Origin of the sequence: Solimonas variicoloris DSM 15731, assembly GCF_000382285.1 — a bacterium.
In the GTDB taxonomy this organism is placed as follows: domain Bacteria; phylum Pseudomonadota; class Gammaproteobacteria; order Nevskiales; family Nevskiaceae; genus Solimonas; species Solimonas variicoloris.
On sequence record NZ_KB907926.1, the window covers coordinates 306,778 to 332,840 of the forward strand.

20 protein-coding genes are annotated in these 26,063 nt (G+C 69.4%); 11 read left to right on the top strand and 9 right to left on the bottom strand.

The annotated features are described in order from the left end of the window. Positions 1 to 2 precede the first annotated feature (2 nt). From H149_RS19600 to gltX, 6 genes are all read right to left on the bottom strand, one after another. Positions 3 to 695: an energy transducer TonB gene (locus H149_RS19600; RefSeq protein ID WP_020648446.1), complete on the bottom strand. Its 693-nt coding sequence runs from the start codon at positions 693 to 695 to the stop codon at positions 3 to 5. 2 nt (positions 696 to 697) lie between these two features. Further along, positions 698 to 1,378 (bottom strand): Fe2+-dependent dioxygenase, encoded by a 681-nt coding sequence (locus tag H149_RS0103995; RefSeq protein WP_026352832.1) that lies wholly within the window; start codon positions 1,376 to 1,378, stop codon positions 698 to 700. Positions 1,379 to 1,437: 59 nt separating this feature from the next. Next, positions 1,438 to 3,687, bottom strand: a complete 2,250-nt coding sequence (locus H149_RS0104000) for a TonB-dependent receptor (RefSeq protein WP_020648448.1) — start codon at positions 3,685 to 3,687, stop codon at positions 1,438 to 1,440. A 380-nt stretch (positions 3,688 to 4,067) separates the two neighbouring features. Next, complete coding sequence (locus tag H149_RS0104005; protein ID WP_020648449.1) at positions 4,068 to 4,931, bottom strand: M23 family metallopeptidase; 864 nt, start codon at positions 4,929 to 4,931, stop codon at positions 4,068 to 4,070. 36 nt (positions 4,932 to 4,967) lie between these two features. Further along, a complete protein-coding gene (gene thrS, locus H149_RS0104010; protein WP_020648450.1) occupies positions 4,968 to 6,875 on the bottom strand; it encodes a threonine--tRNA ligase in 1,908 nt (635 codons plus the stop codon). Positions 6,876 to 6,897: 22 nt separating this feature from the next. Continuing rightward, complete coding sequence (gltX, locus tag H149_RS0104015) at positions 6,898 to 8,316, bottom strand: glutamate--tRNA ligase (RefSeq protein ID WP_026352833.1); 1,419 nt, start codon at positions 8,314 to 8,316, stop codon at positions 6,898 to 6,900. A 155-nt stretch (positions 8,317 to 8,471) separates the two neighbouring features. Here gltX and H149_RS19605 point away from each other — a divergent pair, with 155 nt between their 5' ends. From H149_RS19605 to hisI, 3 genes are all read left to right on the top strand, one after another. Next, positions 8,472 to 9,344, top strand: coding sequence for a 6-carboxytetrahydropterin synthase (locus tag H149_RS19605; protein WP_020648452.1), 873 nt, complete (start codon positions 8,472 to 8,474; stop codon positions 9,342 to 9,344). Positions 9,345 to 9,379: 35 nt separating this feature from the next. After that, positions 9,380 to 9,823 carry a hypothetical protein gene (locus H149_RS23745; protein WP_020648453.1) on the top strand — a complete coding sequence of 148 codons (444 nt, stop codon included), beginning with the start codon at positions 9,380 to 9,382 and terminating at the stop codon, positions 9,821 to 9,823. A gap of 373 nt (positions 9,824 to 10,196) precedes the next feature. Beyond that, positions 10,197 to 10,673: a phosphoribosyl-AMP cyclohydrolase gene (gene hisI, locus H149_RS0104035; RefSeq protein ID WP_020648455.1), complete on the top strand. Its 477-nt coding sequence runs from the start codon at positions 10,197 to 10,199 to the stop codon at positions 10,671 to 10,673. A gap of 127 nt (positions 10,674 to 10,800) precedes the next feature. Here the strand turns inward: hisI and H149_RS19615 are convergent, their stop codons facing one another. From H149_RS19615 to H149_RS0104050, 3 genes are all read right to left on the bottom strand, one after another. Then, a complete protein-coding gene (locus tag H149_RS19615) occupies positions 10,801 to 13,086 on the bottom strand; it encodes a DNA internalization-related competence protein ComEC/Rec2 (RefSeq protein WP_169518304.1) in 2,286 nt (761 codons plus the stop codon). A 29-nt stretch (positions 13,087 to 13,115) separates the two neighbouring features. Continuing rightward, positions 13,116 to 13,805: a lipoprotein-releasing ABC transporter ATP-binding protein LolD gene (gene lolD / locus H149_RS0104045; RefSeq protein WP_020648457.1), complete on the bottom strand. Its 690-nt coding sequence runs from the start codon at positions 13,803 to 13,805 to the stop codon at positions 13,116 to 13,118. Between the two features lie 73 nt (positions 13,806 to 13,878). Further along, entirely contained in the window at positions 13,879 to 15,126 is a 1,248-nt protein-coding gene (locus H149_RS0104050) for a lipoprotein-releasing ABC transporter permease subunit (RefSeq protein ID WP_020648458.1), read from the bottom strand. Between the two features lie 188 nt (positions 15,127 to 15,314). Between H149_RS0104050 and H149_RS19620 the strand changes: the two genes are divergently transcribed. The 8 genes from H149_RS19620 to H149_RS0104090 all read left to right on the top strand — a co-directional run bounded on the left by H149_RS19620 (position 15,315) and on the right by H149_RS0104090 (position 25,788). Then, positions 15,315 to 17,447: an alkaline phosphatase PhoX gene (locus H149_RS19620; protein WP_020648459.1), complete on the top strand. Its 2,133-nt coding sequence runs from the start codon at positions 15,315 to 15,317 to the stop codon at positions 17,445 to 17,447. A 75-nt stretch (positions 17,448 to 17,522) separates the two neighbouring features. Continuing rightward, the gene (locus tag H149_RS19625; RefSeq protein WP_020648460.1) at positions 17,523 to 19,211 is read left to right on the top strand and encodes an Aq_1262 family (lipo)protein; all 1,689 of its coding nucleotides are present in this window, start codon (positions 17,523 to 17,525) and stop codon (positions 19,209 to 19,211) included. Between the two features lie 192 nt (positions 19,212 to 19,403). Next, on the top strand, positions 19,404 to 20,348 hold the full coding sequence (locus tag H149_RS19630; protein ID WP_020648461.1) for a thiamine pyrophosphate-dependent enzyme: 945 nt from the start codon (positions 19,404 to 19,406) through the stop codon (positions 20,346 to 20,348). Positions 20,349 to 20,488: 140 nt separating this feature from the next. Beyond that, the gene (locus H149_RS21940; protein ID WP_020648462.1) at positions 20,489 to 20,791 is read left to right on the top strand and encodes a hypothetical protein; all 303 of its coding nucleotides are present in this window, start codon (positions 20,489 to 20,491) and stop codon (positions 20,789 to 20,791) included. A 109-nt stretch (positions 20,792 to 20,900) separates the two neighbouring features. Continuing rightward, on the top strand, positions 20,901 to 21,953 hold the full coding sequence (locus tag H149_RS0104075; RefSeq protein ID WP_020648463.1) for an agmatine deiminase family protein: 1,053 nt from the start codon (positions 20,901 to 20,903) through the stop codon (positions 21,951 to 21,953). A 7-nt stretch (positions 21,954 to 21,960) separates the two neighbouring features. Then, positions 21,961 to 22,851, top strand: a complete 891-nt coding sequence (locus H149_RS0104080; protein WP_020648464.1) for a carbon-nitrogen hydrolase — start codon at positions 21,961 to 21,963, stop codon at positions 22,849 to 22,851. Between the two features lie 88 nt (positions 22,852 to 22,939). Further along, positions 22,940 to 24,574, top strand: a complete 1,635-nt coding sequence (locus H149_RS0104085; protein ID WP_020648465.1) for a Na+/H+ antiporter — start codon at positions 22,940 to 22,942, stop codon at positions 24,572 to 24,574. 50 nt (positions 24,575 to 24,624) lie between these two features. Further along, positions 24,625 to 25,788 carry an acyl-CoA dehydrogenase family protein gene (locus tag H149_RS0104090; protein WP_051101785.1) on the top strand — a complete coding sequence of 388 codons (1,164 nt, stop codon included), beginning with the start codon at positions 24,625 to 24,627 and terminating at the stop codon, positions 25,786 to 25,788. The last annotated feature ends 275 nt before the right edge of the window (positions 25,789 to 26,063 follow it).

A 26,063-nucleotide genomic window follows, 5' to 3' on the forward strand; every position in this document is an offset into this window, starting at 1 on the left:
GTTCAGTGCTTCTTGCTGAGTTCGAATGTGACGGGAACCTTCACCCAGGCCGACACCGGCTGGCCGCCCTGCTTGGCCGGCACGAAGCGCCAGCGCTTGCGCACGACGTCGGCCGCGGCTTCGTCGAGCCGCGCGTAGCCGCTGCTCTTGTCGACCGTGACCTTGTCGGCGCGGCCGTCGGCATTCACCAGCACCAGCAGCAGCACGGTGCCCTGCTCGCGCAGGCGGATCGACGTCGACGGATAACTCGGCCCCGGATTGTTCAGATAAGCCGCGACGAAATCCGGCGGCACCACTTCGGGCGCCGCTGGCGCGGCGGCGGCCGGCGGCGCGGGCGGCGACGGCGGCGCTTCGTCGACCGGCTCGGCGTCGGCCGGCGCTTCGTCGAGCGGCGGCGCCTGCAGCGGCGACGGCGTCGGCTTGGGCGTCGCCACCATCTTCGGCTGCGGCTTGGGCGGCACCGGCTTGGGCGGCGGCGGAGTCGGCGCCGCCGGCGGCGGCGTCTCCTGGATGAAGCTCACCATCAGCGCCTGCGGCGCCGGCGGCGGCGGCAGCGGCGCGTCGCGCACGACGAACAGGGCGGCGACGGCGGCGCCGTGCAGGACCGCAATCAGCGCCAGAACCGCGAGCCGGTGCGGCTGCCAGCGCCGACGAGGGCGCCAGGAGAGCGGCGGCAGGGTCGCAGTCGCGGTCATGCTCAGACCTCGGCCCAGCGCCGCAGCAGATTGTGGTAGACGCCGGTCAGCTGCAGCACCGAAGGATGATCCGGCGCCTCGCCGGCGAGGCGCTGGATCGCCTGATCGAGCTCGAACAGCAGGGTGCGCTCGCCGTCGTCGCGCACCATGCTCTGGATCCAGAAGAACGACGCCAGACGCGCGCCGCGCGTCACCGGCGTGACGCGGTGCAGGCTGCTCGATGGGTACAGCACCAGATGTCCGGCCGGCAGCTTGACGCTGTGCGCGCCATAGGTGTCCTCGACGATGAGCTCGCCGCCGTCGTACTCGTCCGGCGCGGCGAGGAACAGCGTCGCGGAAAGATCGGTGCGCACGCGCAGTCCGCTGTTGCGATGCTGGCGCACGGCGTTGTCGACGTGCAGGCCGAAGGTCTGGCCGACGCCGTAGCGGTTGAACAGCGGCGGAAACACGTGCTGCGGCAAGGCGCCGGCGATGAAGCGCGGGTCGCGCGACAGCGCCTGCAGGATCATCGCGCCCATCTCGCGGGCGGCCGGATGCTCCTCGGGAATCTGCTCGTTGCTCTTGGCGCGCGCCGACTGGTGTCCGGACGTGACATTGCCGTCGACCCACTCGGCCGCGTCGAGCAGCTGGCGGCAGCGCGCCACTTGTTCAGGTGTCAGGACATCGGGAATGCGCAGCAGCATGGAATGTTCTTTTGCGGCCGGTCCCGCCCGTCGCCGGGCGGGACAGCCAGCAACAAGCCTCAGAAGCTCATGTTGACGGACAGCAGGTACTGCCGGCCTGGGCCCAGCGCCGCGTAGTGATTCGCGTAGGCCTTCGTGTAGTAGACCTCGTCGGTGAGGTTCTGCACGTTGAGCTGCACGGAGACGCCGGGGTTGATCTGGTACGAAGCGTTTGCGTCGAAGCGCCAGTAGTCCGGAACGAAGCGAACCTTGGCCGGCGTCGAGGTGGTCGTCGTTCCCCAGCTGCCGTAGACCTTGTCGACGTAGTACGCGCCGCCGCCGATCTTGAGCTTCGGTAGCAGCTCGTAGGTCGTGAACAGGCTGAAGCTGCTCTCCGGCGTGTTCGGCAGTTCCTTGCCGACGCCGAGGCTGTTGTAGGCGCCCTTCACCAGCTCGCTGTCGAGATAGGAGTAGCCGCCGAACACCTGCCAGGCGTCGGTGATGTTGCCGGTGAAGCTGAACTCGGCGCCGCGCACGCGCGTCTTGCCGACCTTTTCGTAGGTGCTGGCATCGACGAGCAGGTAAGCATCCTTGCGCTCGGTATCGAACAGCGCCAGCGTCAGCAGCAGGCGGTCGTCGAAGAACTCCCACTTGGTGCCGATTTCGACCGTCGCCGAACGTTCCGGATCCCAATCGAGGTTGGTCGACGAAACCGCATCCTCGTCGGCCGCACCGAGCGGCGCCGGCGTGGTCGCCGTCGCGTACGACACATAGACGCTGCCGGACTCGACCGGCTTGTAGACGACGCCGGCCTGGTAGTTGATGAAGTCGTCCTGCTGCGAGGCCGAAATCGCCGCCATCGTATCGCCGTAGTCGGTCGTGCCGGCGCTGCGCTTGGCCTGCGTGTCGTAGCTGTCCCAGCGCAGGCCCAGATTGAGCTGCCACTGCTCGGACAGCGCCAGCGTGTCGAAAGCGTAGACGCCGATGCTCGTCGTTTCATACTGGGTCGGCGTGTGATTGCGCATCACCTTGCCGCCCCAGGCGTCGTCCGGATTCGGGTGATAAAGGTCCGTGCACTCGAATGCAGTTTCGTAAGCATCCGTGCAGGTCGTCGCCGCAACCTTGGTACCGTCGGCGCGCACGACGGTATAGCCGTCCTGCTCGCGCTTTTCGCGGCTGAACTCGGCGCCGATATTGAAGCGATGCTCGATGAAGGCCGTCTCGAACTTGCCGCTCAGGTCGGTGGTATTGGCCAGCGTATCGGTCTGCGCCCAGCGATTCTTCGTCGAACGATAGACGAGGCCGCTCGGCACATTGTTGCGGCTGTCGTCCGGATTAGTGACCACGTAGTCGTTCAGCGAGCGGCCGAGACGCGTGGTGTTGCGCAGCGTCATGCCGCCGTCGAGATCGCGCTCGACCTTGACGGTGCCGATGTCGGCATCGCTGTTGCGGAAATCGCGATCGGCGAGACCGTAGAAATTCTCGCTGTCGACGCCCATCGTCTCGGTCACCGGCTGACCGGTCGCCGGATCGTACGGAATGCTGTAGTCCGGCATGCCGTCATCGGTGAGATGGTAGTAGTCGAGCAGCACGCGCGTCGGCGTGCCGAGGCCGAAGGCCAGCGCGCCGGCGACGCCCCACTTGTCGTAATCGACGGCGTCGTCGCGGCCCGGCACGTTGCCGCTGTTGCCCATGACGTTGAGGCGCAGCGCGCTCGAGTCGCCAAGCTTCCAGTTCTTGTCGACGCTGCCGCGGATCGTGCTCGAAGTGCCGAGCATCAGCGTCGCGTTGGCGAAGTCCTCGGCGCGGGCCTGCTTGGTGACGAGATTGACGCTGCCACCACCCGAAGCGCGGCCGCCGTACGCTGAATCGGCGCCCTTGATGACCTCGATCGATTCGAGCGCGAACACGTCGCGCGTCTGCGTGCCGATGTCGCGCACGCCGTCGACGTACATGTCGGCCGACGAATTCAGGCCGCGGATCACCGGACGGTCGGAAATCGCCTGGCCGCCCTCGCCGGCGAGGAAGGTGATGCCGGGCACCGTGCGCAGCGCGTCCTGCAGCGAGGTCGCGGCATTGTCCTGCAGCAGCTGCGAGGGAATCACCGTCACCGACTTCGGCGTGTCGCGCAGCGGCGCCGTGAACTTCGGCGACGAGGCCTCGTCGGTCTTGTACTCGCTCGGCGCTTCGGCCTGGACTTTCACTTCGCGCAGCTGCGTCGCCTTTTCGGCCGGCGGCTCCGCGGCCGGCGGGGTCGCCGTCTGGGCGGCGGCGGGCCAGGCATGGGCCGCGAACACGGCGGCGGCGACGGGACTCAAGCGGAACTTCATTGCGTCTGTTCTCCCTGAAACTGGTCTCGAGCAAAGCGGCTTGCGCCGCGTGTCGTCTCCGCACGCGTCCACCTGGCGTGCGCGTGGGTCTGGACGGACAACTACTGGAGACAATGCGATTCTATCTGAGAATCATTTTCAACAGAAGTCCTGTTGAATCTTTTTACAGAAAGAATTTCGCGTCAGGCAACAGGAGAACGGGCGCGAAACGTCGGCCACCGATCGCTGGGCGACGGGCAGCGAGCAACGAACAGCAGGCAACGGGCGGCGGCCAGCGGCCAGCGGCCAGCGGCCAGCGGCCAGCGGCCAGCGGCCAGCGAGACTGGCACAAGCGACGGGGGACGCAACCGGGCTTCGACCCGGCCGGTCATGGCAAGCGGCTACGGCGCCGGCTGCGGCACCGGGGCCGAGACCGGCATCGCCGGCGCGAGCTTCTGCGCGTCGATGCGCGCGTCGTACCAGTTCATGCGCCAGTCCAGATGCGGCCCGGTGGCACGGCCGGTCATGCCCGACAGCGCGATGACCTCGCCCTGCCGGACACGCTGGCCGTCCTCGACCAGCAGCTTCGACAGGTGCAGGAACGCGGACTGCAGGCCGTAGCCGTGATCGACGATCAGCGTGCCGCCGGTGAAATACATGTCCGGATGGGCCAGCACCACGGTGCCGTCGGCCGGCGCCCGCACCTCGGTGCCGGTCGGCACCGCGACGTCGACGCCGTAGTGCGGCTGCTTCGGCTCGCCGTTGAGGATGCGCTGGCTGCCGAACACGCCGGAGATGCGGCCGGTGCACGGCCATTCGAAAGGCTGCAGAAAGCCGAGGCCGCCGCTGTCGCGCTGGCGCGCGGCCGCGACCTGGCGCTGGTCGTCCTTGATGCGCGCCAGCACTTCCGGCGGCGGCGTCACCATCTTCGGCGGCAGACCGTCGATGCGCTGGATCGCGTACTCGCGCTTGGCAACCGGATAGCGATAGGTGCGCGCCGCTTCGCCGGCAAGCTGCACTTTCAGCTCGGCCTCGGCCGGCGCGTCGCGGTCGAGGCCGAGCACGAAGTCACCGGCCGGCGTCTGCTTCAGCGCGCGGCCGTTGAACCACAGCTTCGTGCCCGCCGGCGCGTGGCCGAACAGCACCGCGCCCTGCTCCCACTCGCCGCGCAGTTCGACGCCGGGCACCGTCGCCGGCGCGCCGGCGCGGGCCGGCAGGCCGGCGATCAGGATCAGGACGGCCAGCAGGCGGCGATAGCGACGCATCGGAAGCACTCCGTGAAGACGGCCGGGCGGATTCGTTCAGCGCAGCGCGCGCAGGCGCTGCACGGCTTCGTCGAGGCTCAGGGTTTCCTGCTGCTCCTCGCCGCGGAAGCGCAGCGTCAGCTTGCGCTCCTCGGCTTCCTTGCGGCCGACGACGACGATGACCGGGATCTTCTGCAGCGCGTGCTCGCGGATCTTGTAGTTGATCTTCTCGTTGCGCAGGTCGGTCTCGGCGCGCAGGCCGGCGTCCTTGAGCAGTTCGCCGATTTCGCGCGCGTAGCCGTCGACGTCGGAGACGATCGGCGCGACCACGACCTGCACCGGCGACAGCCAGAACGGCAGGCTGCCGGCGTGGTGCTCGAGCAGGATGCCGATGAAGCGCTCCATCGAACCGACGATCGCGCGATGCAGCATGATCGGTCGCTGGCGCTGCGAGTTCTCGTCGATATACGAGGCGTCGAGGCGCTCCGGCATCATCGGATCGAACTGCATCGTGCCGACCTGCCAGGCACGGCCGATCGAGTCCTTGAGGTGGTATTCGATCTTCGGGCCGTAGAACGCACCCTCGCCCGGCAGCTCGGTCCACTCGACACCGGCCGCGCGCAGCGCCGCGCGCAGCGCGTTCTCGGCGCGATCCCAGGCCTCGTCGGTGCCCAGACGCTTGTCCGGACGCAGCGCGAGCTTGACGTCGATCTTGTCGAAGCCGAAGTCGGCATAGACCGCCATGGCCTGCTGGTGGAAGGCGGTGACTTCGCCTTCGACCTGCTCGGGCGTGCAGAAGATGTGGCCGTCGTCCTGCGTGAACGCACGCACGCGCATGATGCCGTGCAACGCGCCGCTCGGCTCGTTGCGATGGCAGCCGCCGAACTCGGCGTAGCGGATCGGCAGGTCGCGGTACGAATGCAGGCCGGCGTTGAAGATCTGCACGTGGCCCGGGCAGTTCATCGGCTTCACCGCGTAGGTCCGCTTCTCGGACTCGGTGAAGAACATGTTCTCGTGGTAGTTGTCCCAGTGGCCGGAACGCTTCCACAGGCTGACGTCCATGATCTGCGGACCGCGCACTTCCCGGTAGCCGCTCTTCTTGTAGACGCCGCGCACGTACTGCTCGACCGCCTGCCAGATCGCCCAGCCCTTCGGATGCCAGAACACCATGCCCGGCGCTTCTTCCTGCTGGTGGAAGAGGTCGAGCTGCTTGGCGAGCTTGCGATGATCGCGCTTCTCCGCTTCCTCGACCTGCTTCAGGTACGCCTTGAGCTCGTCGTCGGTCGCGAAGGCGACGCCGTAGACGCGCTGCAGCTGGGCGTTGTTGGCATCGCCGCGCCAGTAGACGCCGCCGACGCGCGTCAGCTTGAACGCGCTGCCGAGCTTGCCGGTCGACGGCAGATGCGGACCCAGGCACATGTCGAGCCAGTCCGGGCCCTGCCTGTAGATGGTGATTTCCTCGTCCACCGCGATGCCTTCCTTGACCCACTCGGACTTGAAGGCCTCGCCGTGCTCGTCGAAGTAGGCGATGACCTGCTCACGCGGCCAGACCTCGCGCGTGATCGGCAGATCGCGCTTGACGATCTCGCGCATCTTCGCCTCGATCGTTTCGAGATCGGCATCGGTGAACGGCACTTCGCGCGCGAAGTCGTAATAGAAGCCGGTCTCGGTCGCCGGACCGAAGGTGATCTGCGTGCCCGGAAACAGCTCCTGCACCGCCTGCGCCAGTATGTGCGCGGCATCGTGGCGGATGACTTCGAGCGCTTCCGGCTTGTCGCGGGTGACGATGCTGATCTTCGCGTCGCGGTCGATCGGCCGCGTCAGGTCCCACAGCTCGCCGTTGACGGCGATGACCGCCGCCTTCTTGGCGAGGCCCGGCGAGATGCCTTGCGCAATGGCCAGGCCGGTGACCGGCGCGTCGAACGACTTGACGTTGCCGTCCGGAAAAGTGATCTGAATGGACATGGGTTCTGCTCGGAAATAAGGATCAGGATTTGCTGTGAACGTAGCGCACGGCGGCCTTCAGCCGCGCGAGCGTTCGCTCCCGTCCGAGCAGGAACAGCGTCTGGTCGATCGGCGGCGACACCGCCATGCCGCAGCAGGCGACGCGCAGCGGCTGCGCGACCTTGCCCAGACCGAGGCCACGGCCTTCGGCGAAGCCGTTGACCGCGACGTGCAACGCCTCGGCCGTCCAGTCCGGCAGCGCCTCCAGCAGCGCGGCGAGCGCGTCGAGCAGCGCAGCACCGTCCGCGTTCAGATGCTTGGCGGCGTCCTTTTCGTTGTAGCCGTCGAGCTCGGCGTAGAAGAACTTCGACTTCTCGGCCATCTCGACCAGTGAGCGGCAACGCTCGCGCTGCTGCTCGATCACCCGCTTCAGATCCGGACCGTTCGCCGGATCGACGCCGAGGCGGCGCAGATGCCAGTCGAACTCCGGCGCGACGATGGCCGGGTCGGCGATCTTCAGGTACTGGTGGTTGACCCACCAGGCCTTTTCCATGTCGAAACGCGCCGGGCTCGCCGAGACATGATCGAAGTCGAACTTCTCGATCATCTCCTCGCGCGTGAACAGTTCCTGGTCGCCGTGGCTCCAGCCGAGGCGCACGAGGTAGTTCAGCAGCGCTTCCGGCATGAAGCCCATCGCGCGGTATTCCGTCACCGACAAGGCGCCATGGCGCTTCGACAGCTTGGCGCCGTCGCTGCCGAGGATCATCGACACGTGCGCGTACGCCGGCGGCGTCGCGCCGAGGGCCTTGAGGATGTTGATCTGGCGCGGCGTGTTGTTGACGTGGTCGTCGCCGCGGATCACGTGCGTGATGCCCATGTCCCAGTCATCGACGACGACGCAGAAGTTGTACGTCGGCACGCCGTCGGCGCGGGCGATGATGAGATCGTCGAGTTCCTTGTTGTCGAACACGATCTCGCCCTTGATCAGGTCCTTGATGACGACCTGACCGTCGAGCGGATTCCTGAAACGCACGACCGGCTGCACGCCTTCCGGCGGGTTCGGCAGGACCTTGCCCGGTTCCGGGCGCCAGCGGCCGTCGTAGCGCGGCTTCTCCTTGCGCGCCATCTGCTCGGCGCGCATCGCGTCAAGCTCTTCCTTCGACGCGTAGCAGTAATAAGCCGTGCCGGCCGCCAGCATTTGCTGCACGACTTGCCGGTAGCGATCGAAGCGCTGGGTCTGGTAGATCTCGGCGAAGTCCGACTTGAGATTCAGCCAGGCCATGCCTTCGAAGATCGCGTCGACGGCTTCCTGCGTCGAGCGCTCGCGGTCGGTGTCCTCGATGCGCAGCAGGAACTTGCCGCCGTGGCGCTTGGCGTACAGGTACGAGAACAGCGCGGTGCGCGCGCCGCCGATGTGCAAATAGCCGGTCGGGCTGGGGGCGAAACGGGTAACGACGGTCATGTCGGGAGAAGCCGGTGGATAAGCCACGGAAAGCCCGAGATTTTAAACCACGCGCCCGCCCGCGTCCCGCGCCACGCGCGCCGGCGCGATTGACGGGGCGCCGGCGATGTGTACCCTGCCGCCGCCGTACACTGATCCGCCGCCGGCTTCCCGCCATGTCCTGCCTCTTCGTCGAACAGCTGACCGTCATCGACTGCGCCTACCTGGACGCGGTGCGCGGCCTCGTCGGCGAAAGCTGGATCGTCGACGTCGAACTCGACGGCGCGCTCGACGGCCAGTCGATGGTGCTCGACTTCGGCGAGGTCAAGAAGCGGCTCAAGCGCGCGATCGACGCCAGCCTCGACCACAGCCTGCTGGTGCCGCGCCGCGCGCCGGGCCTGCAGCTGAACGCGGACGGCGAGCGCCTGAGGCTGCGCTTCGAAGCGGCGCCCGGTCTCTACGAGCACGTCTCGCCGACCGCCGCCGTCAGCCTGGTCGACGCTGCGGCGATCACGCCCGACGCCGTCGCCGCCCACCTGCGGCCGATACTCGCCGCGCATCTGCCCGCCAACGTCGCCCGGCTCGGGCTGCACCTGCGCAGCGAGCACATCGACGGGGCGTACTACCACTACGTGCACGGCCTCAAGAAGCACGCGGGCCTGTGCCAGCGCATCGCCCATGGCCACCGCTCGCGCATCGAGGTGCGCGTCGACGGCGCGCGCGATGGGGCGCTGGAGCGCGACGTCGCCGAGCGCTGGCGCGACATCTATCTCGGCACGCGCGAGGATATCGTCGCCCGCGGCGACGGCCGCATCCGCTTCGCCTACACCGCGCGCGAGGGGCGTTACGAGCTGGCGCTGCCGGAAGCCCGCTGCGACCTGCTCGACACCGACAGCACCGTCGAACAGATCGCCGCGCATCTGGCCGCCCGTCTGGCACCGTCGCGGCCCGGCCGCGCGCTCGCGGTGCGCGCCTACGAAGGCGTGATGAAAGGCGCGATCGCGCGGACCGGCGGTCATCCCGAGCCGCAGTCCGGGCCGCGGGATTAATTCCGGATTCAGACCGCGGCGCTACAGTAGCGGCCATGAGCAAACGTCCGTCCGCATTCCGCATCGCCGCGCTGGCCCTCGCCGCCGCCGGCTCCCTGGCCCTCGGCGGCTGCGTCGTCGACGCGCCGGCGCGACCGGGCGTGTCGTACGGCTACGTCGTCGGCAGCGTCGGCAGCGCGCCGCCGCCGGCCTACGTCGACGACGACCCGTACGACTACGGCAACGCGTATTACGGCGGGACCTATTACGGTCCGTCCTACTACGGCCCAGCCTATCCGCCGTACTACTACGGCGGATCGAGCGCGACCTACGTCTACACCCGCGATCGCTATTACCCGGTCTATCGCGACCCGCCGCGCGGTCACGACCACGATCATGACGACGACCACCACCACGGCGGCGACGATCACGGTCACGGCGGCGGCCACGGCCAGCCGCCACCGCCGAGTGCTTCGGATCGCGGCGGGCGCGCGCCGTGACAGAACGCCTGGACCCGGGACCGCAGCGCCGGCCCGCAACAGGCCGCCGCCGACCGGCCAGCGCGTCCGCCGCAGCAGGCGCCGGCGCGGCCGGATGGCGGCGGCTTCGGTTCGCGCCCGGTGCGCGACGCGCCCCGGGCCGAAGGCCGCGCGCCGTTCTCGCGCCCGACGCCGAACGCGGCACCGGCACCGCGCAACGAGCGGCCGGGGCGTCTGCAGGCGCCGGAGCCGGTTCGCAACCGCCGCGCCACCGTGCAGTAAGCGCCGGCGCGACGCCGCACCGGCGACCCCGGCCGGTTGTGATATAAAGGCCGCCCTTCACGGGCGGCCTGTCGCAAGGCCGTACGCATTCCGCCACGATTTGCCGAGCATCATGGGTACCGACATTCACTTCTTTCCGCGCGTCACCGTCGAACAGGTCGAAGAGGGCAAGGAACTCGCGCCCAAGTTCGACGAGCACGGCCTGCTGCCCTGCGTGACGACGGCCGCCGCCAGCGGCGAAGTGCTGATGCTCGGCTACATGAATGCCGAAGCGCTGAAGCAGACGATTCTCACCGGCGAGGCGCACTACTACTCGCGCTCGCGCAAGACCATCTGGCACAAGGGCGCGACCTCGGGCCTGATCCAGAAGGTCGTTGACCTGCGCATCGACGACGACCAGGACGCCGTCTGGCTGAAGGTCGAGGTCGTCGGCGAGGCCAGCTGCCACGTCGGCTACCGCTCCTGCTTCTACCGCTCCGTGCCGACCGGCGAAGGCCCCGAAGTGCGCGAGCTGCACTATCAGGAATCCGAAAAAGCCTTCGATCCGAAGGCCGTCTACGGCGACGCGCCGAACCCGACGCAGCTGTAGGCCGGCGCCGCACGCCGCGCGACAGGACCCCTGCCCCGGCAGGGGTCTTTTGCGTTGCGCGCCCGTACTGCGGAGCGTCCTCCTGATACACGCCCCCGTCCTGCGGTGCGTCTTTTGCGCGCCCGCCTCAGCCGCCGCAGGGCTGCGCCGGCAGCGCCTCGCCGGCCGCTCGCCAGTAGGGCTGCGCCACCGGCGGCGCGTTCCAGTAGTGCGCCGCGCGCTCGCGCCAGCGCTCGACGCGCAGCGTATCGCCGGCGCGGAAGATCGTGATCGCCCCCGCCTCGCCGCTCATCGACAGGCGCGCGCCGCAGTCGAGGTAGCGGCGCACGACCTCCGCGCGCGGATGGCCGAAGCGGTTGTGCCAGCCGCTCGCGAAGATCACCTCGCGCGCACCGACGGCGGCGACGAAGGCCGGACTCGAGGAGCTGCGGCTGCCGTGATGCGGCGCCAGCAGCACGTCGGCGCGCAGCGCCGCCGGATGGGCGTCGAGCAGCCGCGCCTCGGCGCGCCGCTCGATGTCGCCTGGCAGCAGCAGCGAGAACGGCCCGTCGATCTTCAACACGCAGGAGCGGTCATTGTCGGCGCGCGCGTCGTCCGCGCCGGCCGCGGCCGGCGGATGCAGCAGCGCGAAGCGCACGCCGTCCCACTCCCAGCGCTCGCCGTCGCGGCACGGTTCGCCGCCTTCGGTGCCGATCTCGCGCATCGGTCGCAGCAGGCGCCGCAGCGCCGGCACGCCGCCGGCGTGATCGCGATCGCCGTGCGACAGCACCAGCAGATCGACGCCGCGCAGTCCGCGCGTCAGCACGTACGGCGCGACCACCGCGGCACCGGCGTCGAAGCCGTCTTCGTAGGCGGGCCCTGCATCGAACAGCAGGCTGTGGCGCGCGGTGCGCACCAGCACCGAAAGCCCCTGCCCGACGTCGAGCACCTGCAGCTCCAGACCACCGCGCACCGGCTGCTGCGGCGGCCACAGCAGCGGCAGCAGGCACAGGACGCCGAGCGGCCGCAGCGGCAGTCCGGCCGGCGCAAACAGCAGCAGGCTGCCGAGCAGCGCCAGGGCCAGCGCCGCCAGCGGCGGCGCCGACGGCAGCCAGGCCAGCGGCCAGTGCGCGGCGAGCGCCTGCAGCGCCGCGAGCACCCATTCGAGCAGCGTCGCCGTCGGCGGCAGCCATGCGCCGGCCAGCGCCGGCGACAGCGAAGCGGCCAGCGCGACCAGCAGCAGCGCCGGCGTCAGCAGCGCGAACAGCGGCACCGCGAGCAGGTTGACGAACGGCGCCGCCCAGGCCAGGCCGTGAAAATAGAACAGCGTCAACGGCGCCAGCACGAAGCTCAGGAACAGCTGCACGCGCACCGCGGCGCGCCAGGCCGGCTGCGGCCGCCAGCGACCGACGACCAGATAGAAGATCGCGCCGACGGCGGCGAACGACAGCCACAGGCCCGGCGCCAGCACGGCGCAAGGATCGGCGGCGACGATCGCCAGCCAGGCCAGCGCCAGCGCCCGGCTCGGTTGCGTGAAGCGGTACAGCGCCGCCGCAGCGACCAGCACCAGCAGCATGAACAGGGCGCGGGCAACCGGCGGTTCGAAGCCGGCGAGCAGCGCGTAGACGGTGGCGACGCCGGCCGAACCGAACAGCGCGGCGCGCTGCGCCGGCAGGCGCAGGCACAGCCACGCCGACAGCGACCAGGCCCAGCGCAGCACGAAGTACGCGAAACCCGACACCAGCGCCAGATTGAAGCCGGAGATCGCGATCAGGTGCGTGGTGCCGGTCAGCCGGAAGGCGTCCCAGTCGGCGTCGCCCAGTTCGGCAGTGGCGCCGATCGTCAGCGCCTTGAGCAGTGCGGCGCCCGGGCGCGCGCCGAGCGTGGCGTCGACGCGATCGCTCCAGGCCTGGCGCAGGCGCAGCACCGGCCAGGCGCCGGCCGCCGCGCAAGACTCCGCCTCGCGCACCGTTGCCGTCGCGCCGAGATGCTGACGGAACAGCCAGGCCTCGTAGTCGAAGCCGCCGGGATTCAGCGAACCGTGCGGCGCGCGCAGGCGCAGTTTCAGGCGCCAGCACTGGCCGCCGGCCGGTGCCGCGTCGGTGCGGTACCACGACACGCGGATGCGCGACGGCAGGTCCGCGCCCGGTTCCGGCACGAAGGTGAAGCGCCAGGTGCGGCGCGGGGCGCCGTCCTCGCCGGCCGGCTCGTCGGCGCGTTCCGGCAGCGAGGCGATCGTGCCGCGCACCCAGCGTTCCTCGTTGTAGCGCGCGTCGAGCCAGCGCGCGTCCAGCTGGCGCTGCGCGTGCCAGCCCGTCAGCAGCGCGCCGAGCAGCGCCGCGAGCAGCAGCGCGCGACCGCGCCACGGCCACAGCGCCGGCGGCAGCAGCGCGGCGTACCAGTACGGCGACAACAGGGACGGCAGGGCGTGCACGAACAGCACGCCCGCCGTGAAGGCGATCGCTACGGCACGGAGGTCTGCACCAGGCGCCCGCTGTCGAGCGTCCATATGCGGTCCATGCGGGCAGCCAGATGCAGGTCGTGGGTGACGACGACCAGGCTGGTGCCGAGTTCGCGGTTGAGCTCCAGCATCAGATCGAACACGCGTTCGGCGGTCTTGGTGTCGAGATTGCCGGTCGGCTCGTCGGCGAGCACGCAGGCCGGCCGCGTCACCAGCGCCCGCGCGACCGCCGCGCGCTGGCGCTCGCCGCCGGACAGCTCGCCCGGCTTGTGCTGCTGGCGCGCGCCGAGGCCGACGCGTTCGAGCAGTTCACCCGCACGCTTGAAGGCTTCGCGATCCGGCGTGCGCCGGATCAGCAGCGGCATCGCCACGTTCTCGAGCGCCGTGAACTCCGGCAGCAGATGATGGAATTGGTAGACGAAGCCGAGCGCGCGATTGCGCAGCCGCCCGCGCGCCGCGTCCGACAGCGCCGACATGTTCTCGCCATCGACCCAGACTTCGCCGGACGTCGGCGCGTCGAGGCCGCCGAGGCAGTGCAGCAGCGTCGACTTGCCGCTGCCGCTGGCGCCGACGATCGCGACACGCTCGCCGCGGCCGATCGCCAGATCGATGCCCTGGAGCACGTCGAGATGCAGACGGCCGTCGTCGAAAGTCTTGCCGAGGTTCTTGGCCTCGATGATGGTCGGGTTCATGCCTGCAACAACACTCTCTCGCGACGCCAGATCCCCGCGCTCCGCGTGGGTCCCCGCCATGCCGTTCGTGCCTTTACTCATAGCGCAGCGCCTCCGCCGGCTGCACGCGCGACGCGCGCCAGGCGGGATAGAGCGTCGACAGCAGGCCGAGCGCGAGCGACAGCGAGCCGATGCGGACGACGTCGGACAGCTTCAGCTCCGACGGCAGATCGCTGATGTAGTAGACATCCGGCGCCAGGAACTGGTGATTGGTGAGCCGCTCGAGCAGCGGCACCAGCGTCTCGACGTTGAGCGCCAGCAGCACGCCGCCGGCCACGCCGAGCGCGGTGCCGACGAAGCCGATGATCGAGCCCTGCACCATGAAGATCGCCATGATCGAACGCGGCGTCGCGCCGAGCGTGCGCAGGATGGCGATGTCGGCCTGCTTGTCCTGCACGACCATCACCAGCGTCGAGACGATGTTGAAAGCGGCGACGCCGACGATCAGCGACAGAATGATGAACATCACCATCTTCTCGGTCGCCACGGCGCGGAAGAAGTTGGCGTGGCTGCGCGTCCAGTCGGAGATGTAGTAGATGCCCGGCAGCTGGTTGGCGAGATCGCGCGCGACGCGCGGCGCCGCGAACAGATCGTGCAGCTTCAGGCGCACGCCGGTGACGGTGTCGTCCATGCGCAGCAGCGCCTGCGCGTCCTGCAGATTGATCAGCACCAGACCGCGGTCGAACTCGTACATGCCGACGCGGAAGATGCCGCTGACCGTGAAGCGGCGGAAGCGCGGCAGCACGCCGGCCGGCGTCACCGAGGCCTGCGGGATCATCAGGTCGACCTTGTCGCCGATCGTCGCGCCGAGCGATTCGGCCAGTTCCGAGCCGAGCACGATGTTGTAGGAGCCGGGCGTCAGCGACTCGAAGGTGCCGGCCTTGATGTGCTGGCCGATTTCGGAGACCCGGTTCTCCTCGGCCGGAATCACGCCGCGCAGCATCGTGCCGGACAGGTCGGAGCCGACCTTGACCATGCCCTCGCCCTCGACGTAAGGCGCGACGGCGGCGATGTCCTGGTTCTGCGCGGCCATCTTGGCGACGCCCTGCCAGTCCTCGAGCCCGCCGCGGTAGGCCGCGATCGTCGCGTGCGAGGCCATGCCGAGGATGCGCGTGCGCAGTTCGCGCTCGAAGCCGTTCATCACCGACAGCACCGTGATCAGCGCCGTGACGCCGATCGCGATGCCGAGCATCGAGGCCAGCGAGATGAACGAGATGAAGTGATTGCGCCGTTTCGCCCGCGTGTAGCGCAGGCCGGCAAACAGCTCATATGGATTACGCATAAGCGACGGATTGGAGCACACGGCCGCCGGCGCGCGCCACTCGCCCGCCGGCGGCAATGCTGACGGTCGACTGTCACATAGCGGTCACAGCATCGCAACCATGCTCGGCTAGGGTTCGCGCGTCTCGACCGGCAGGCCACCGCCCGCCACAGGCAGCAATCCCCAACTTGCGACCCAGGGAGTCATCCATGCAGCACTCGCCCTCGCGCCGTCACGGCGCCGGCATCGCCACCGCTTGCGCCATCGTCGGCGCCTTCGCGCTCGCCGCTTGCAGCAACGACGACAACAAGCGTCCGAAAGCCGAACTCAGCGCCGCCAGCCTGAGCTTCCCGGCCACCCTCGCCGGCAAGACCAGCGCCGCGCAGACCCTGACCCTGAGCAACCAGGGTGACGGCGAACTGACGATCGCCGGCATCACGGCTGACGACGGCTTTACGCAGACCAATGACTGCGGCGCGAGCCTGGCCGCCCACGCGAGCTGCGAGATCAGCGTCGCCTTCGCGCCGACCGCCGCCGGCGCCGTCACCGGCAAGCTCAGCGTCGCCGCCAACAGCGAAACCAGTGCCTCGCTGTCGGGCACCGGCCTCGACACCACCGCCGCGTTCGCGCCGATCGACGCCGCCGCCAGCGATGCCGCCAAGCGCCAGGTCATCGCTTCCGACTACGCGACGATCGACGGCACGACGCGCGAGACCGGCTTCGTGACGATCCTGCGCTCGGGCGAGCAGCGTGGCAGCAGCAGCGAGCTGAACGTCTACGGCCAGATCGTCGACAACGCCCGCAAGCCGATCCTCAAGGCCGACGGCTCGACCACGATCGCCGATTCGAACGACTTCTCGTCGATCCTCAAGGTCGGCGGCAAGCTCTACACCGTCTCGCAGTTCGAGAGCCAGCCGGGCGCGATGTATCTGACCGAGCTGTCGCAGGACGGCGAGACCGGCAAGCTGTCGGCGCTCGGCACCACCGCGCTCGACCTGTCGGGCATCAACGGCATCTGGAACCCGTGCGCGGGCTCGGTGACGCCGTGGAACACGCACCTGAGCTCGGAAGAGTACGAACCGGACGCCAAGAAGGGTACGGCCAGCGCCAAGGCGATGGCCGGCTTCTTCGGCGGCGGCTCGACGGTCGGCGGCGACGCCAGCAAGGTCAATCCGTACTTCTGGGGCTATCCGGTCGAAGTCGCGGTCGGCGACACCGGCGCCGCGACAGTCGCCAAGCACTACTCGATGGGCCGCTTCGCGCACGAGCTGTCGTACGTGATGCCGGACAAGAAGACGGTCTACCAGACCGACGACGGCACCAACGTCGGCTTCTTCCGCTATGTGGCGACCGCCGCCGGCGACCTCAGCGAAGGCACGCTGTACGCGATGAAGTGGTCGCAGACCAGCGCCGCCGGCGCCTCGGAACTCGGCACCGCCGACATCTCGTGGGTCGAGCTGGGCACCGCCAAGGACACCGACGTCAAGGCCCTGATCGATGCCGGCAAGACCTTCGCCGACATCTTCGACACGGCGAGCCCCGCCGGCGGCGTCTGCCCGGACGGCTACAAGTCGATCAACGCCAATGGCGTCGGCCAGGAATGCCTGAAGCTGAAGGCCGGACAGGAGAAGGCCGCGGCCTTCCTCGAAACGCGCCGCTACGCCGCCTATCTCGGCGCCACCACCGAGCTGCGCAAGGAAGAAGGCGTGACCTTCGACCCGAAGGCCATGAAGCTCTATGTCGCCTACAGCGAAATCAACAACGGCATGGAGGACAACAAGAAGGCCGGCGTCGCCAACACGGCGAGCGACATCGGTGGTCCGAACCACATCAAGCTGATGTACAACCAGTGCGGCGCGATCTACGCCTATGACGTCGATGCCAGCTACACGGCGACCAAGGTGACCGGCATCCTGACCGGCCGCATGACGACCAAGCGCGATCCGAACAAGCTCAATCCGACGACGATCGACGCGTATGCGGCCGAAAGCCCGTTCGTCAACAACAGCTGCGACGTCAACGCAATCGCCAATCCGGACAACATCAGCTTCATGGCCGACCAGGACACGCTGCTGATCGGCGAGGACTCGGGCGACGAGCACCAGAACGACGCGGTCTGGGCCTACAACGTCAAGTCGAAGGAGCTGACCCGCATCGGCTCGACCCCGTACGGCGCCGAGACGACCTCGCTGTACTACTACCCGGACGTCAACGACTTCGGCTACATCATGTTCGTGGTCCAGCACCCGTACGGCGAAAGCGACGGCGACAAGGTGGCCAGCAACAGCGCCGAACGTCGTTCGTACCTCGGCTATGTCGGCTCGCTGCCGGCGCACAAGTAAGCAGCCCTTGCGGCACCACGGTTCCGGCGCGTTCCACGCGCCGGAACCTTTTTCTTTGTCGACGGATTTTTCTTCATGCTGAAAAGAACGCTCCTGTGCACCGGCCTCGGCCTCGCCGCACTGCTGCTCGGCGCCTGCGCACAGCGCGACGACGGCGGCACCGATCTGCGCCGCCCGGTTCGCAACGACATCGCCAACATTCCGCCGCAGTGCTTCACGCGCACCCGCGACGCCGACGGCCGCGTGCAGAATCCCTGCTACGTCTGCCACGCCGACGCCGACGAGCCGAACTACCAGAGCCAGCCGGAAAGCCAGCTGTCGTACGCCTTCCCGTTGCTGCGCTCGGCGGACAAGGTCCGCAACGACTGGACCAACCTCTTCGTCGACCGCCGCGATGCCGTCGCGGCCGTTCATGACGACGAGATCCTGCGCTATGTGCGCACCGACAACTATCGCGCCGCCGACGGCGGCATCCTGCTCGCCCGCCGCCTGGCGCGGCTGCCGGCGCGCTGGGACGTCGACGGCGACGGCCGCTGGGGCGGCTATGTGCCGGACGCCGCATTCCGCTTCGACGCCGAAGGCTTCGACCGCGACGGCGACGGACGCCCGACCGGCTGGCGCGCGTTCGCGTACTTCCCGTTCCCGGGCAGCTTCATGCCGACCAACGGCGCGTTCGACGACGTGCTGATCCGCCTGCCAGACGCCTTCCGCACTGCCGAGAACGGCCACGCCGACGACATCGTCTACAAGACCAACCTCGCCATCGTCGAGGCGCTGGTGCGCCGCGCCGACGTCGCCATCGAGCCCACCGCCGAGCGCGCGCTCGGCGTCGACCTCGACCACGACGGCCAGCTCGGCAGCGCCTCCCGCGTCGTCTACGACTGGGCGCCGACGCAGGGCCGCACGATGTCCTACGTCGGCCGCGCGCGCCTCGATCAGCAGGCCGGCCGCGTGCATGCGGCCGCCGGGCTGTTCCCCGAAGGCACCGAGTTTTTGCACAGCGTGCGCTACCTCGACGTCGCCGCCGACGGCCGCGTGCAGCCGGCGCCGCGCATGAAGGAGCTGCGCTACAGCCGCAAGCGCCTGTGGCTCAACTACTCGGATCTGCGTCAGCAGGCGGTGCTCGAGGACAAGGAGGCGACGCTGTCGCCCGATCGTCCGGAGCAGTACCTCGGCGATCCCGAGCAGGGACTCGAAAGCAAGCTTGGCTGGATCTACCAGGGCTTCATCGAGGACGCGCGCGGCAACCTGCGTCCGCAGACGCGCGAGGAGTCGCAGTTCTGCGTCGGCTGCCATGGCGGCCTGTCGGCGACCGACGACGGCATCTTCTCGTTCTCGCGCAAGCTCGCCTCGGGCCCCGCGCACGGCTGGTATCACTGGGGCGATCGCCCGTTCGAGGGCTTGCCCGATCCGCTGCGCCGCGACGGCCAGCCGGAGTTCGCGACCTATCTGATGAACAACGCCGCCGGCGACGAATACCGCGCCAACGACGAAGTGCGCGCGCGCTTCTTCACCGCCGACGGCAAGCCCAAGCCGGAAGCCTTCGCGCGGCTGCGCGGCGATCTGTCGGTTCTGATGCTGCCGACGCCGGCGCGCGCACTGACGCTCGACAAGGCCTACCGCCTGCTGGTGCGCGAGCAGTCGTTCGAACACGGTCGCGACGCCGTGCTGGCGCCGGCGACCCACGTCTGGCCGGCGATCGAGCAGGACGCGCCGACCGGCATCGAGACGCCGCTGCCGGCGCCGCGTCTCGCCGTCCCCTAGGAAGGAACGCCCGGAAAATTGCGCGCCTCGCGCCGGGGAATGTCCCGCAGCCTTGGGTGAATTCCCGAATGGCTGCCCCCCGGCACGCAGCGGAGAATCGGTCGCCGACAGCGCACGTCACCCGGGCCCCGCGCGGGCCCGGGTGATTCAGGGAGACGACGTGCGGACAACGACAACGATTCAGGACCGCGCGTGATCCATTCCGATCCTGCGGCGACGCGCGTCGCCCGCTTCCAGGTCTTCCTCACGCAGTTTCTCGATGCGGAAGGACAGGTGCGGGCGCCGCTGCCGGACTTCGCGCGCCAGCCGGATACCTTGCGCGCGTTCTACCGGGCGATGGTCGAGGCGCGCAGCTTCGACAAGAAGGCCGTCGCCCTGCAGCGCGCCGGGCTGCTGCGCCACGATCGGAACGGACTCGGCCGCGAGGCGATCGGCACCGCCATCGGCCACGCGCTGCGCGCCGACGACATGCTCGTGCCGCCGCACCGCGAATGCGCGGCGCTGCTGATCCGCGGCATGGCGATGCCCGCGCTGCTGCGCCGCTGGGCCAGCGCCACCGACGACGACGCTGCGGCGCTGCCGCAAGCGTTCGCCGCGGCGCGCGCCGCTCGCGACGAACGCAGCGCCCGCATCGTGCTGCTGTCCTGCGACGACGCGGTCGTCGACGCGCCCTTCATCGCCGCCGCGACCGCCGCGACGCAGGCCAATCTGCCGATCGTGCTCGTGGTCACCAGCCCGCAATGGCCGGTGCCGGCGGCCAGCGCGACGCTCGCGCACCGCGCCCTCGCCGCCGGCGTGCATGCCGAGCTGGTCGACGGCAACGACATCGTCGCCACGCATTTCACCTTCGTCCGCGCCGTCGAGCGCGCGCGCCGCGGCGGCGGCCCGACGCTGATCGAGGCCTTGAGCCCGCGCCTGCGCGACGGACACGGCGACGACGCCGCACGCCGGCGCTCGGCCGACGAGCTGCGCGCCGCCTGGGAGCGCTGTCCGATCCGGCGCCTGAAGCGCTACATCGAGAGCCAGAACCTGTGGTCGATCGAACAGGAAGAAGCGCTGCTGATCGACGCCGGCGAGAAGGTCGAAGCCGCGGCGCGCGCCTTCATCGCGCAGACGGACGTCGCCGGCACCGGCTAGGGCCCGGCACGACGCCCCGTCCGGGCTTCGAAAACGACGCCGGCCGATGCTATAGTCCGCTCAAGCTTTGGGGGCCAAGTCTTTTTATGCGCAAGACTTTTTGTGGGGCGCTCGCATTCGCCGCGAGCCTGGCGGCTGGTTTGGCCGCACCGCTCGCCGGCGCCGGACAGCTGGACCTGCCGGCCGCCGAGACGGCGCCGGAAAGCAAGCCGATCGTGCTGCCGCAGCGCGGCCAGGCCCAGGCCAGCGTGCTGCGCGAATTCGGCGAGCCGCGTGCGCGCCATGCGCCGGCCGGCGGCGGCAGCGCGCAGCATCCGCCGATCACGCGCTGGGACTACGACGGCTACTCGGTGTTCTTCGAGCGCACGACGGTGATCGACGTGGTCACCAAGGGCGACCCGCCGCCGCTGTCGCATGTCGACGAACTCGCGCCGGCGCAATAGCGAGCGGACGTCGTCGCACGGTAAAATCGGTTTCGCATGATCCGGGGCGCGCAAGCGCCCCGGATCGTTTTGCGCGCCATCCTCCCCTCGCCCCGACCGCTCCGCGCCGATGACCGCCCCGTCCCCGATCGTCACCGCCACCGTCCTGCCCGCCGAATGGGCCCCGCAACGCGCCGTGCAGCTGACCTGGCCGCGTCCCGAGGGCGACTTCGCGCGCCACTTCGATACCGTCGAGGACACCTTCCTGTCGATCGCCGTGGCGATCACCTACTTCGAAGACCTCATCATCGCCGCCGGCCCCGATCTGGAGACGCTGCGCAGGCGTCTGGTCGAAGGCGGCGCCAAGGCCGAGCGCCTGCATCTGTACACGGTGCCGGCCAACGACGTCTGGGCGCGCGACCACGGTCCGATCACGGTGTTCCGCAACGGCCGGCCGGTGCATCTCGATTTCGTCTTCAACGGCTGGGGCGGCAAGTTCGACGCCACGCTCGACAACCTCGTCACGCGCGAACTCGCGGCACAGCAGGTCTGGCAGGCGCCGGTCGAATCGCTCGACTTCGTGCTCGAAGGCGGCGGCATCGAATCGGACGGCGCTGGCACGCTGCTGACCACCGAGCGCTGCCTGCTGGCCGAGACGCGCAACCCGCAATTCGACCGCGCGCAGATCGAGGAGCGGCTGCAGCAGTGGTTCGGCGTCGAGCGCGTGCTGTGGCTCAAGCACGGCGACCTGATCGGCGACGACACCGACGGCCACATCGACACCATCGCGCGCTTCTGCGACGCGCGCACGATCGCCTACCAGGCTTGCGACGACGAACAGGACGCGCACTACGAAGACCTCAAGGCGATGGAGGCGGAGCTGCGGGCGCTGCGCACGCGCGACGGCGAGCCCTACCGGCTGGTGCCGCTGCCCCTGCCGCTGCCGGTCTTCGACGAGGATGGCCGGCGCCTGCCGGCCGGCTATCCGAACTTCCTGATCCTGAACGGCGCCGTGCTGGTGCCGACCTACGGCGATCCGAACGACGCGGTCGCGCTCGAGCGCTTGCGCCCCTGCTTCCCCGGGCGCAAGGTGATCGGCATCGATTGCCGCGCGCTGATCCAGCAGTACGGCAGCCTGCACTGCGTCACCATGCAGATTCCCAGCGTCTCCGCCAGCGAGTAGTGAAGCGATGAGCCAGAACAAGACCCTGCGCGTCGGCATCGTGCAGCAGCCGTGCACGCCGGAGCGCGAGATCAATCTGAAGATGTCGGAAGAAGGCATCCGCGCGGCGGCGGCCGGCGGCGCCAAGCTCGTGCTGCTGCAGGAGCTGCACACCTCGCTGTACTTCTGCCAGCACGAGTCGACCGAGCTGTTCGACCTCGCCGAAGCGATCCCGGGACCGTCCACCGCATGGCTCGGCGATCTCGCCAAGGAGCTGGGCGTCGTCATCGTCGGCTCGCTGTTCGAGCGCCGCGCGCCGGGCCTCTACCACAACACCGCGGTGGTGCTCGAAAGCGACGGCCGCCTCGCCGGCATCTACCGCAAGATGCACATCCCGGACGATCCGGGCTACTACGAGAAGTTCTATTTCACGCCCGGCGACCTCGGCTTCACGCCGATCGACACCAGCGTCGGCCGCCTCGGCGTGCTGGTCTGCTGGGACCAGTGGTATCCGGAAGGCGCGCGCCTGATGGCGCTGGCCGGCGCCGACCTGCTGCTGTACCCGACCGCGATCGGCTGGAACCCGCAGGACGACGACGCCGAGAAGGCGCGCCAGCGCGACGCCTGGGTGACGATCCAGCGCGCGCACGCCGTCGCCAACGGCCTGCCGGTGCTGGTCGCCAACCGCGTCGGTTTCGAGCCCGATCCGACCGGCCAGTGGCCGGGCGCACAGTTCTGGGGGCACAGCTTCGTCGCCGGACCGCAGGGCGAGTTCATCGCCAAGGCCGGCGAGAAAGCCGACGTCCTGCTCGCCGACATCGATCTGCAGCGCAGCGAGAACGTGCGCCGCTGGTGGCCGTTCCTGCGCGACCGCCGCATCGACGCCTACGGCGAACTGACGCAGCGCTTCCGCCGCTGAACCCGCGCATGACGATGCCGGCTGGCCTGCGCAGCGCCGCCGCGATGCCCGCGGTGGCGGCTGCGCACGGCCGCCTCGCCGCAGAGCGATGGGCTCGATAGAAGTCGCCCTGTTCATGCTGCTCGCCGTGCTGGCGAGCGGCTATGTGGTGCGCGTGCTGCCGTTCTCGCTGCCGCTGCCGCTGGTGCAGATCGGGCTCGGCGCGATCATCGCCGGCAGCTTCAACCGCGGCGTCGGCCTCGATCCGGACATCTTCTTCCTGTTGTTCCTGCCGCCGCTGCTGTTCCTCGACGGCTGGCGCATTCCCAAGGACGGTCTGTTCCGCGATCTGCCGGTCGTGCTCGAACTGGCGCTCGGCCTGGTGCTGTTCACCGTGGTCGGCGCCGGCTTTCTGATCCACTGGCTGATTCCGGCGATCCCGCTGCCGGTCGCCTTCGCGCTCGCCGCGATCCTCTCGCCGACCGACCCGATCGCGGTCTCGTCGATCGCCGCGCGCGCGCCGATCCCGAAGCGGCTGATGCACATCCTCGAAGGCGAATCGCTGCTCAACGACGCGTCCGGCCTGGTCTGTTTCCGCTTCGCCGTCGCCGCGGCGATGACCGGCGGCTTCTCGCTGGCCTCGGCTTCGCTGACCTTCCTGTGGCTGGCGGCGGCCGGCATCGCCGTCGGCTTCGGCTTCACGCTCGGCGCGACGCGCGCCCAGCAATGGCTGTCGCGGCACTTCGGCGAGGAGAGCGGCGCGTCGATCCTGCTGAGCCTGCTGATTCCGTTCGGCGCCTACCTGATCGCCGAGCACATCGGCGCGTCCGGCATCCTCGCTGCGGTCGCCGCCGGCATCACGATGAGCTACGTCGAGCTCAGCGGCACCGCGCTGGCCACCACGCGCGTGCAGCGCACGGCGGTATGGGACACCGTGCAGTTCGCGCTCAACGGCATCATGTTCGTGCTGCTCGGCGAGCAGCTGCCGCGCATCCTGCGTGACGCCGTGACCTCGGTCGAACAGAGCGGCCACGTCAATCCGTGGTGGCTGGCGGTCTACGTGCTGGCCATTACCTTCGGCCTGTTCGCGCTGCGCCTGCTGTGGGTCTGGGGCTCGCTGCGCGTCAGCCTGTTCAAGACGCGGCACCGGCCGCGCACCGAGCGGCGTCCGCACTGGCGGCTGATCGTCGCGACCTCGCTGGCCGGCGTGCGCGGCGCCGTGACCCTGGCCGGCGTGCTGACGCTGCCGCTGGCCCTGCCCGACGGCAGCGCCTTCCCGGCCCGCGACCTGGCGATCTTCCTCGCCACCTCGGTGATTCTGGTATCGCTGCTGCTGGCCAGCGTCGGCCTGCCGCGCCTGCTGACCGGCCTCGAACTGCCGGCCGAGCCGGAAACGCATCGCGAGGAAGACCACGCTCGGCGCAGCGCTGCGCGCGCCGCGGTCGCCGCCATCCGCCAGGCGCAGAGCGCGCATGCGCGCTCGCCGACCGACGTCGAGCTCTACACCAGTGCCGCCGCGCGCGTCATCGCGCTCTACCAGCGCCGCCTCGGCGAAAGCTCGTCGGCCGGCGTCGCCGCCGGCCAGCTGCGTCGCGCCGACGAAGCCGAACGCGAGCTGCGTCTGGCCGGCCTCTCCGCCGAACGCGAGGCGATCTTCGCGCTGGCCCGCCACGGCCGCATCTCCGACGAGGTGTCGCGCAAGCTGGTGCGCGAGATCGACCTGATCGAGGCGCGCTACCGCTAGCCGCGGCCTCGGCGCGGCGCGGCCGTCCGCTGCCGGTGCGCTCCCGTATCATGCGCGCACCCACTTTCCGGAGATTGACCTTGAACAACGAACTGGAGCTGTTCCGCGACACGGTGAAGCGCTTCTTCGCCGATCACGTCGAGCCGCACTACGAGCAGTGGGAGAAGGCCGGCATCTTCCCGAAGGAACTCTATCTGCAGATGGGCGCGGCCGGCCTGCTCTGCGTCGACCAGCCCGAGGAATACGGCGGCATCGGCGCGCCGTTCGAGTTCTCCTGCGTGGTCGTCGAGGAGGCGGCGCGCATGGGTTTCCTGGCGCTGGCCTCGAACCTGACGGTGCACTCCGACATCGTCGCGCCGTACATCCTGCATCTCGGCAGCGAGGCGCAGAAGCAGAAGTATCTGCCGAAGATGGCGAGCGGCGAGTGCATCGGCGCGGTCGGCATGACCGAGCCGGGCGCCGGCTCCGATCTGCAGGGCATGAAGACCAGCGCCCTGCCCGACGGCGACGATTACATCATCAACGGCTCGAAGACCTTCATCACCAACGGCCAGCATGCCGGCGTCGTCGTGCTGGCGACCAAGACCGATCCGAAGGCCGGCGCCAAGGGCACCACGCTGTTCACCGTCGACACCTCGCTGCCCGGCTTCAAGCGCGGCCGCAACCTCGACAAGATCGGCCTGCACTCGGCGGACACCTCGGAACTGTTCTTCGACAACCTGCGTGTGTCCAAGGACGACGTGCTCGGCCGCCTCGGCGGCGGCTTCGGCCACCTGATCGATGAGCTGCCGCGCGAGCGCCTGGTGCTCGCCGTCTCGGCCGTCGCCCACGCCCAGGGCGCACTCGAGAAGACCATCGAATACGTGACCACGCGCAAGGCCTTCGGCCAGCCGATCGCCGCGTTCCAGAACACGCGCTTCGAGCTGGCCAAGATCAAGACCGACATCGAAGTGCACCGCGCCTACATGGAGAAGTGCACGGCGCTGTACGCCGAAGGCAAGATGGACGTGCCGACCGCGGCGATGATCAAGCTGGCGACGACCGAGATGGAAGGCCGCGTCACCGACGCCTGCCTGCAGCTGTTCGGCGGCTACGGCTACATGACCGAGTATCCGATCTCGCGCTACTTCGTCGACGCGCGCATCCAGCGCATCTACGGCGGCACCAGCGAAATCATGAAAGAGGTCATCGCCCGCTCGCTCGTCGGCCGCTGAAGTCCGCTGCGCCGCTGCGCGTGGCCTTGCGGCCGCGCGCAGCGGCGACGGCGGCGCCATGCCCGTCCGAGCGTCGGCGCCCGTCCACGACGGACGCCGGCCGCACGACGCCAGGGGTGTGCTCCGGCCGCACGCGCGCACGCTGCCCGGCGGGATCGCCCGCCGCGCGACCGACCACAGGCCGCCATCGCCGCCGGCCCTGCTACTGCGATCCGGGGATGCCGCGCGACCCGTTCTGCGCGAAAATCGGCGGCGCACGCCCCTTTCTCCCCTTT

Coding starts and splice junctions, on each gene's coding strand:
- H149_RS19600 (WP_020648446.1), bottom strand. CDS start 695: ATGACCGCGACTGCGACCCTGCCGCCGCTCTCCTGGCGCCCTCGTCGG.
- H149_RS0103995 (WP_026352832.1), bottom strand. CDS start 1,378: ATGCTGCTGCGCATTCCCGATGTCCTGACACCTGAACAAGTGGCGCGC.
- H149_RS0104000 (WP_020648448.1), bottom strand. CDS start 3,687: ATGAAGTTCCGCTTGAGTCCCGTCGCCGCCGCCGTGTTCGCGGCCCAT.
- H149_RS0104005 (WP_020648449.1), bottom strand. CDS start 4,931: ATGCGTCGCTATCGCCGCCTGCTGGCCGTCCTGATCCTGATCGCCGGC.
- thrS (WP_020648450.1), bottom strand. CDS start 6,875: ATGTCCATTCAGATCACTTTTCCGGACGGCAACGTCAAGTCGTTCGAC.
- gltX (WP_026352833.1), bottom strand. CDS start 8,316: ATGACCGTCGTTACCCGTTTCGCCCCCAGCCCGACCGGCTATTTGCAC.
- H149_RS19605 (WP_020648452.1), top strand. CDS start 8,472: ATGTCCTGCCTCTTCGTCGAACAGCTGACCGTCATCGACTGCGCCTAC.
- H149_RS23745 (WP_020648453.1), top strand. CDS start 9,380: ATGAGCAAACGTCCGTCCGCATTCCGCATCGCCGCGCTGGCCCTCGCC.
- hisI (WP_020648455.1), top strand. CDS start 10,197: ATGGGTACCGACATTCACTTCTTTCCGCGCGTCACCGTCGAACAGGTC.
- lolD (WP_020648457.1), bottom strand. CDS start 13,805: ATGAACCCGACCATCATCGAGGCCAAGAACCTCGGCAAGACTTTCGAC.
- H149_RS0104050 (WP_020648458.1), bottom strand. CDS start 15,126: ATGCGTAATCCATATGAGCTGTTTGCCGGCCTGCGCTACACGCGGGCG.
- H149_RS19620 (WP_020648459.1), top strand. CDS start 15,315: ATGCAGCACTCGCCCTCGCGCCGTCACGGCGCCGGCATCGCCACCGCT.
- H149_RS19625 (WP_020648460.1), top strand. CDS start 17,523: ATGCTGAAAAGAACGCTCCTGTGCACCGGCCTCGGCCTCGCCGCACTG.
- H149_RS0104075 (WP_020648463.1), top strand. CDS start 20,901: ATGACCGCCCCGTCCCCGATCGTCACCGCCACCGTCCTGCCCGCCGAA.
- H149_RS0104080 (WP_020648464.1), top strand. CDS start 21,961: ATGAGCCAGAACAAGACCCTGCGCGTCGGCATCGTGCAGCAGCCGTGC.
- H149_RS0104085 (WP_020648465.1), top strand. CDS start 22,940: ATGGGCTCGATAGAAGTCGCCCTGTTCATGCTGCTCGCCGTGCTGGCG.
- H149_RS0104090 (WP_051101785.1), top strand. CDS start 24,625: ATGCGCGCACCCACTTTCCGGAGATTGACCTTGAACAACGAACTGGAG.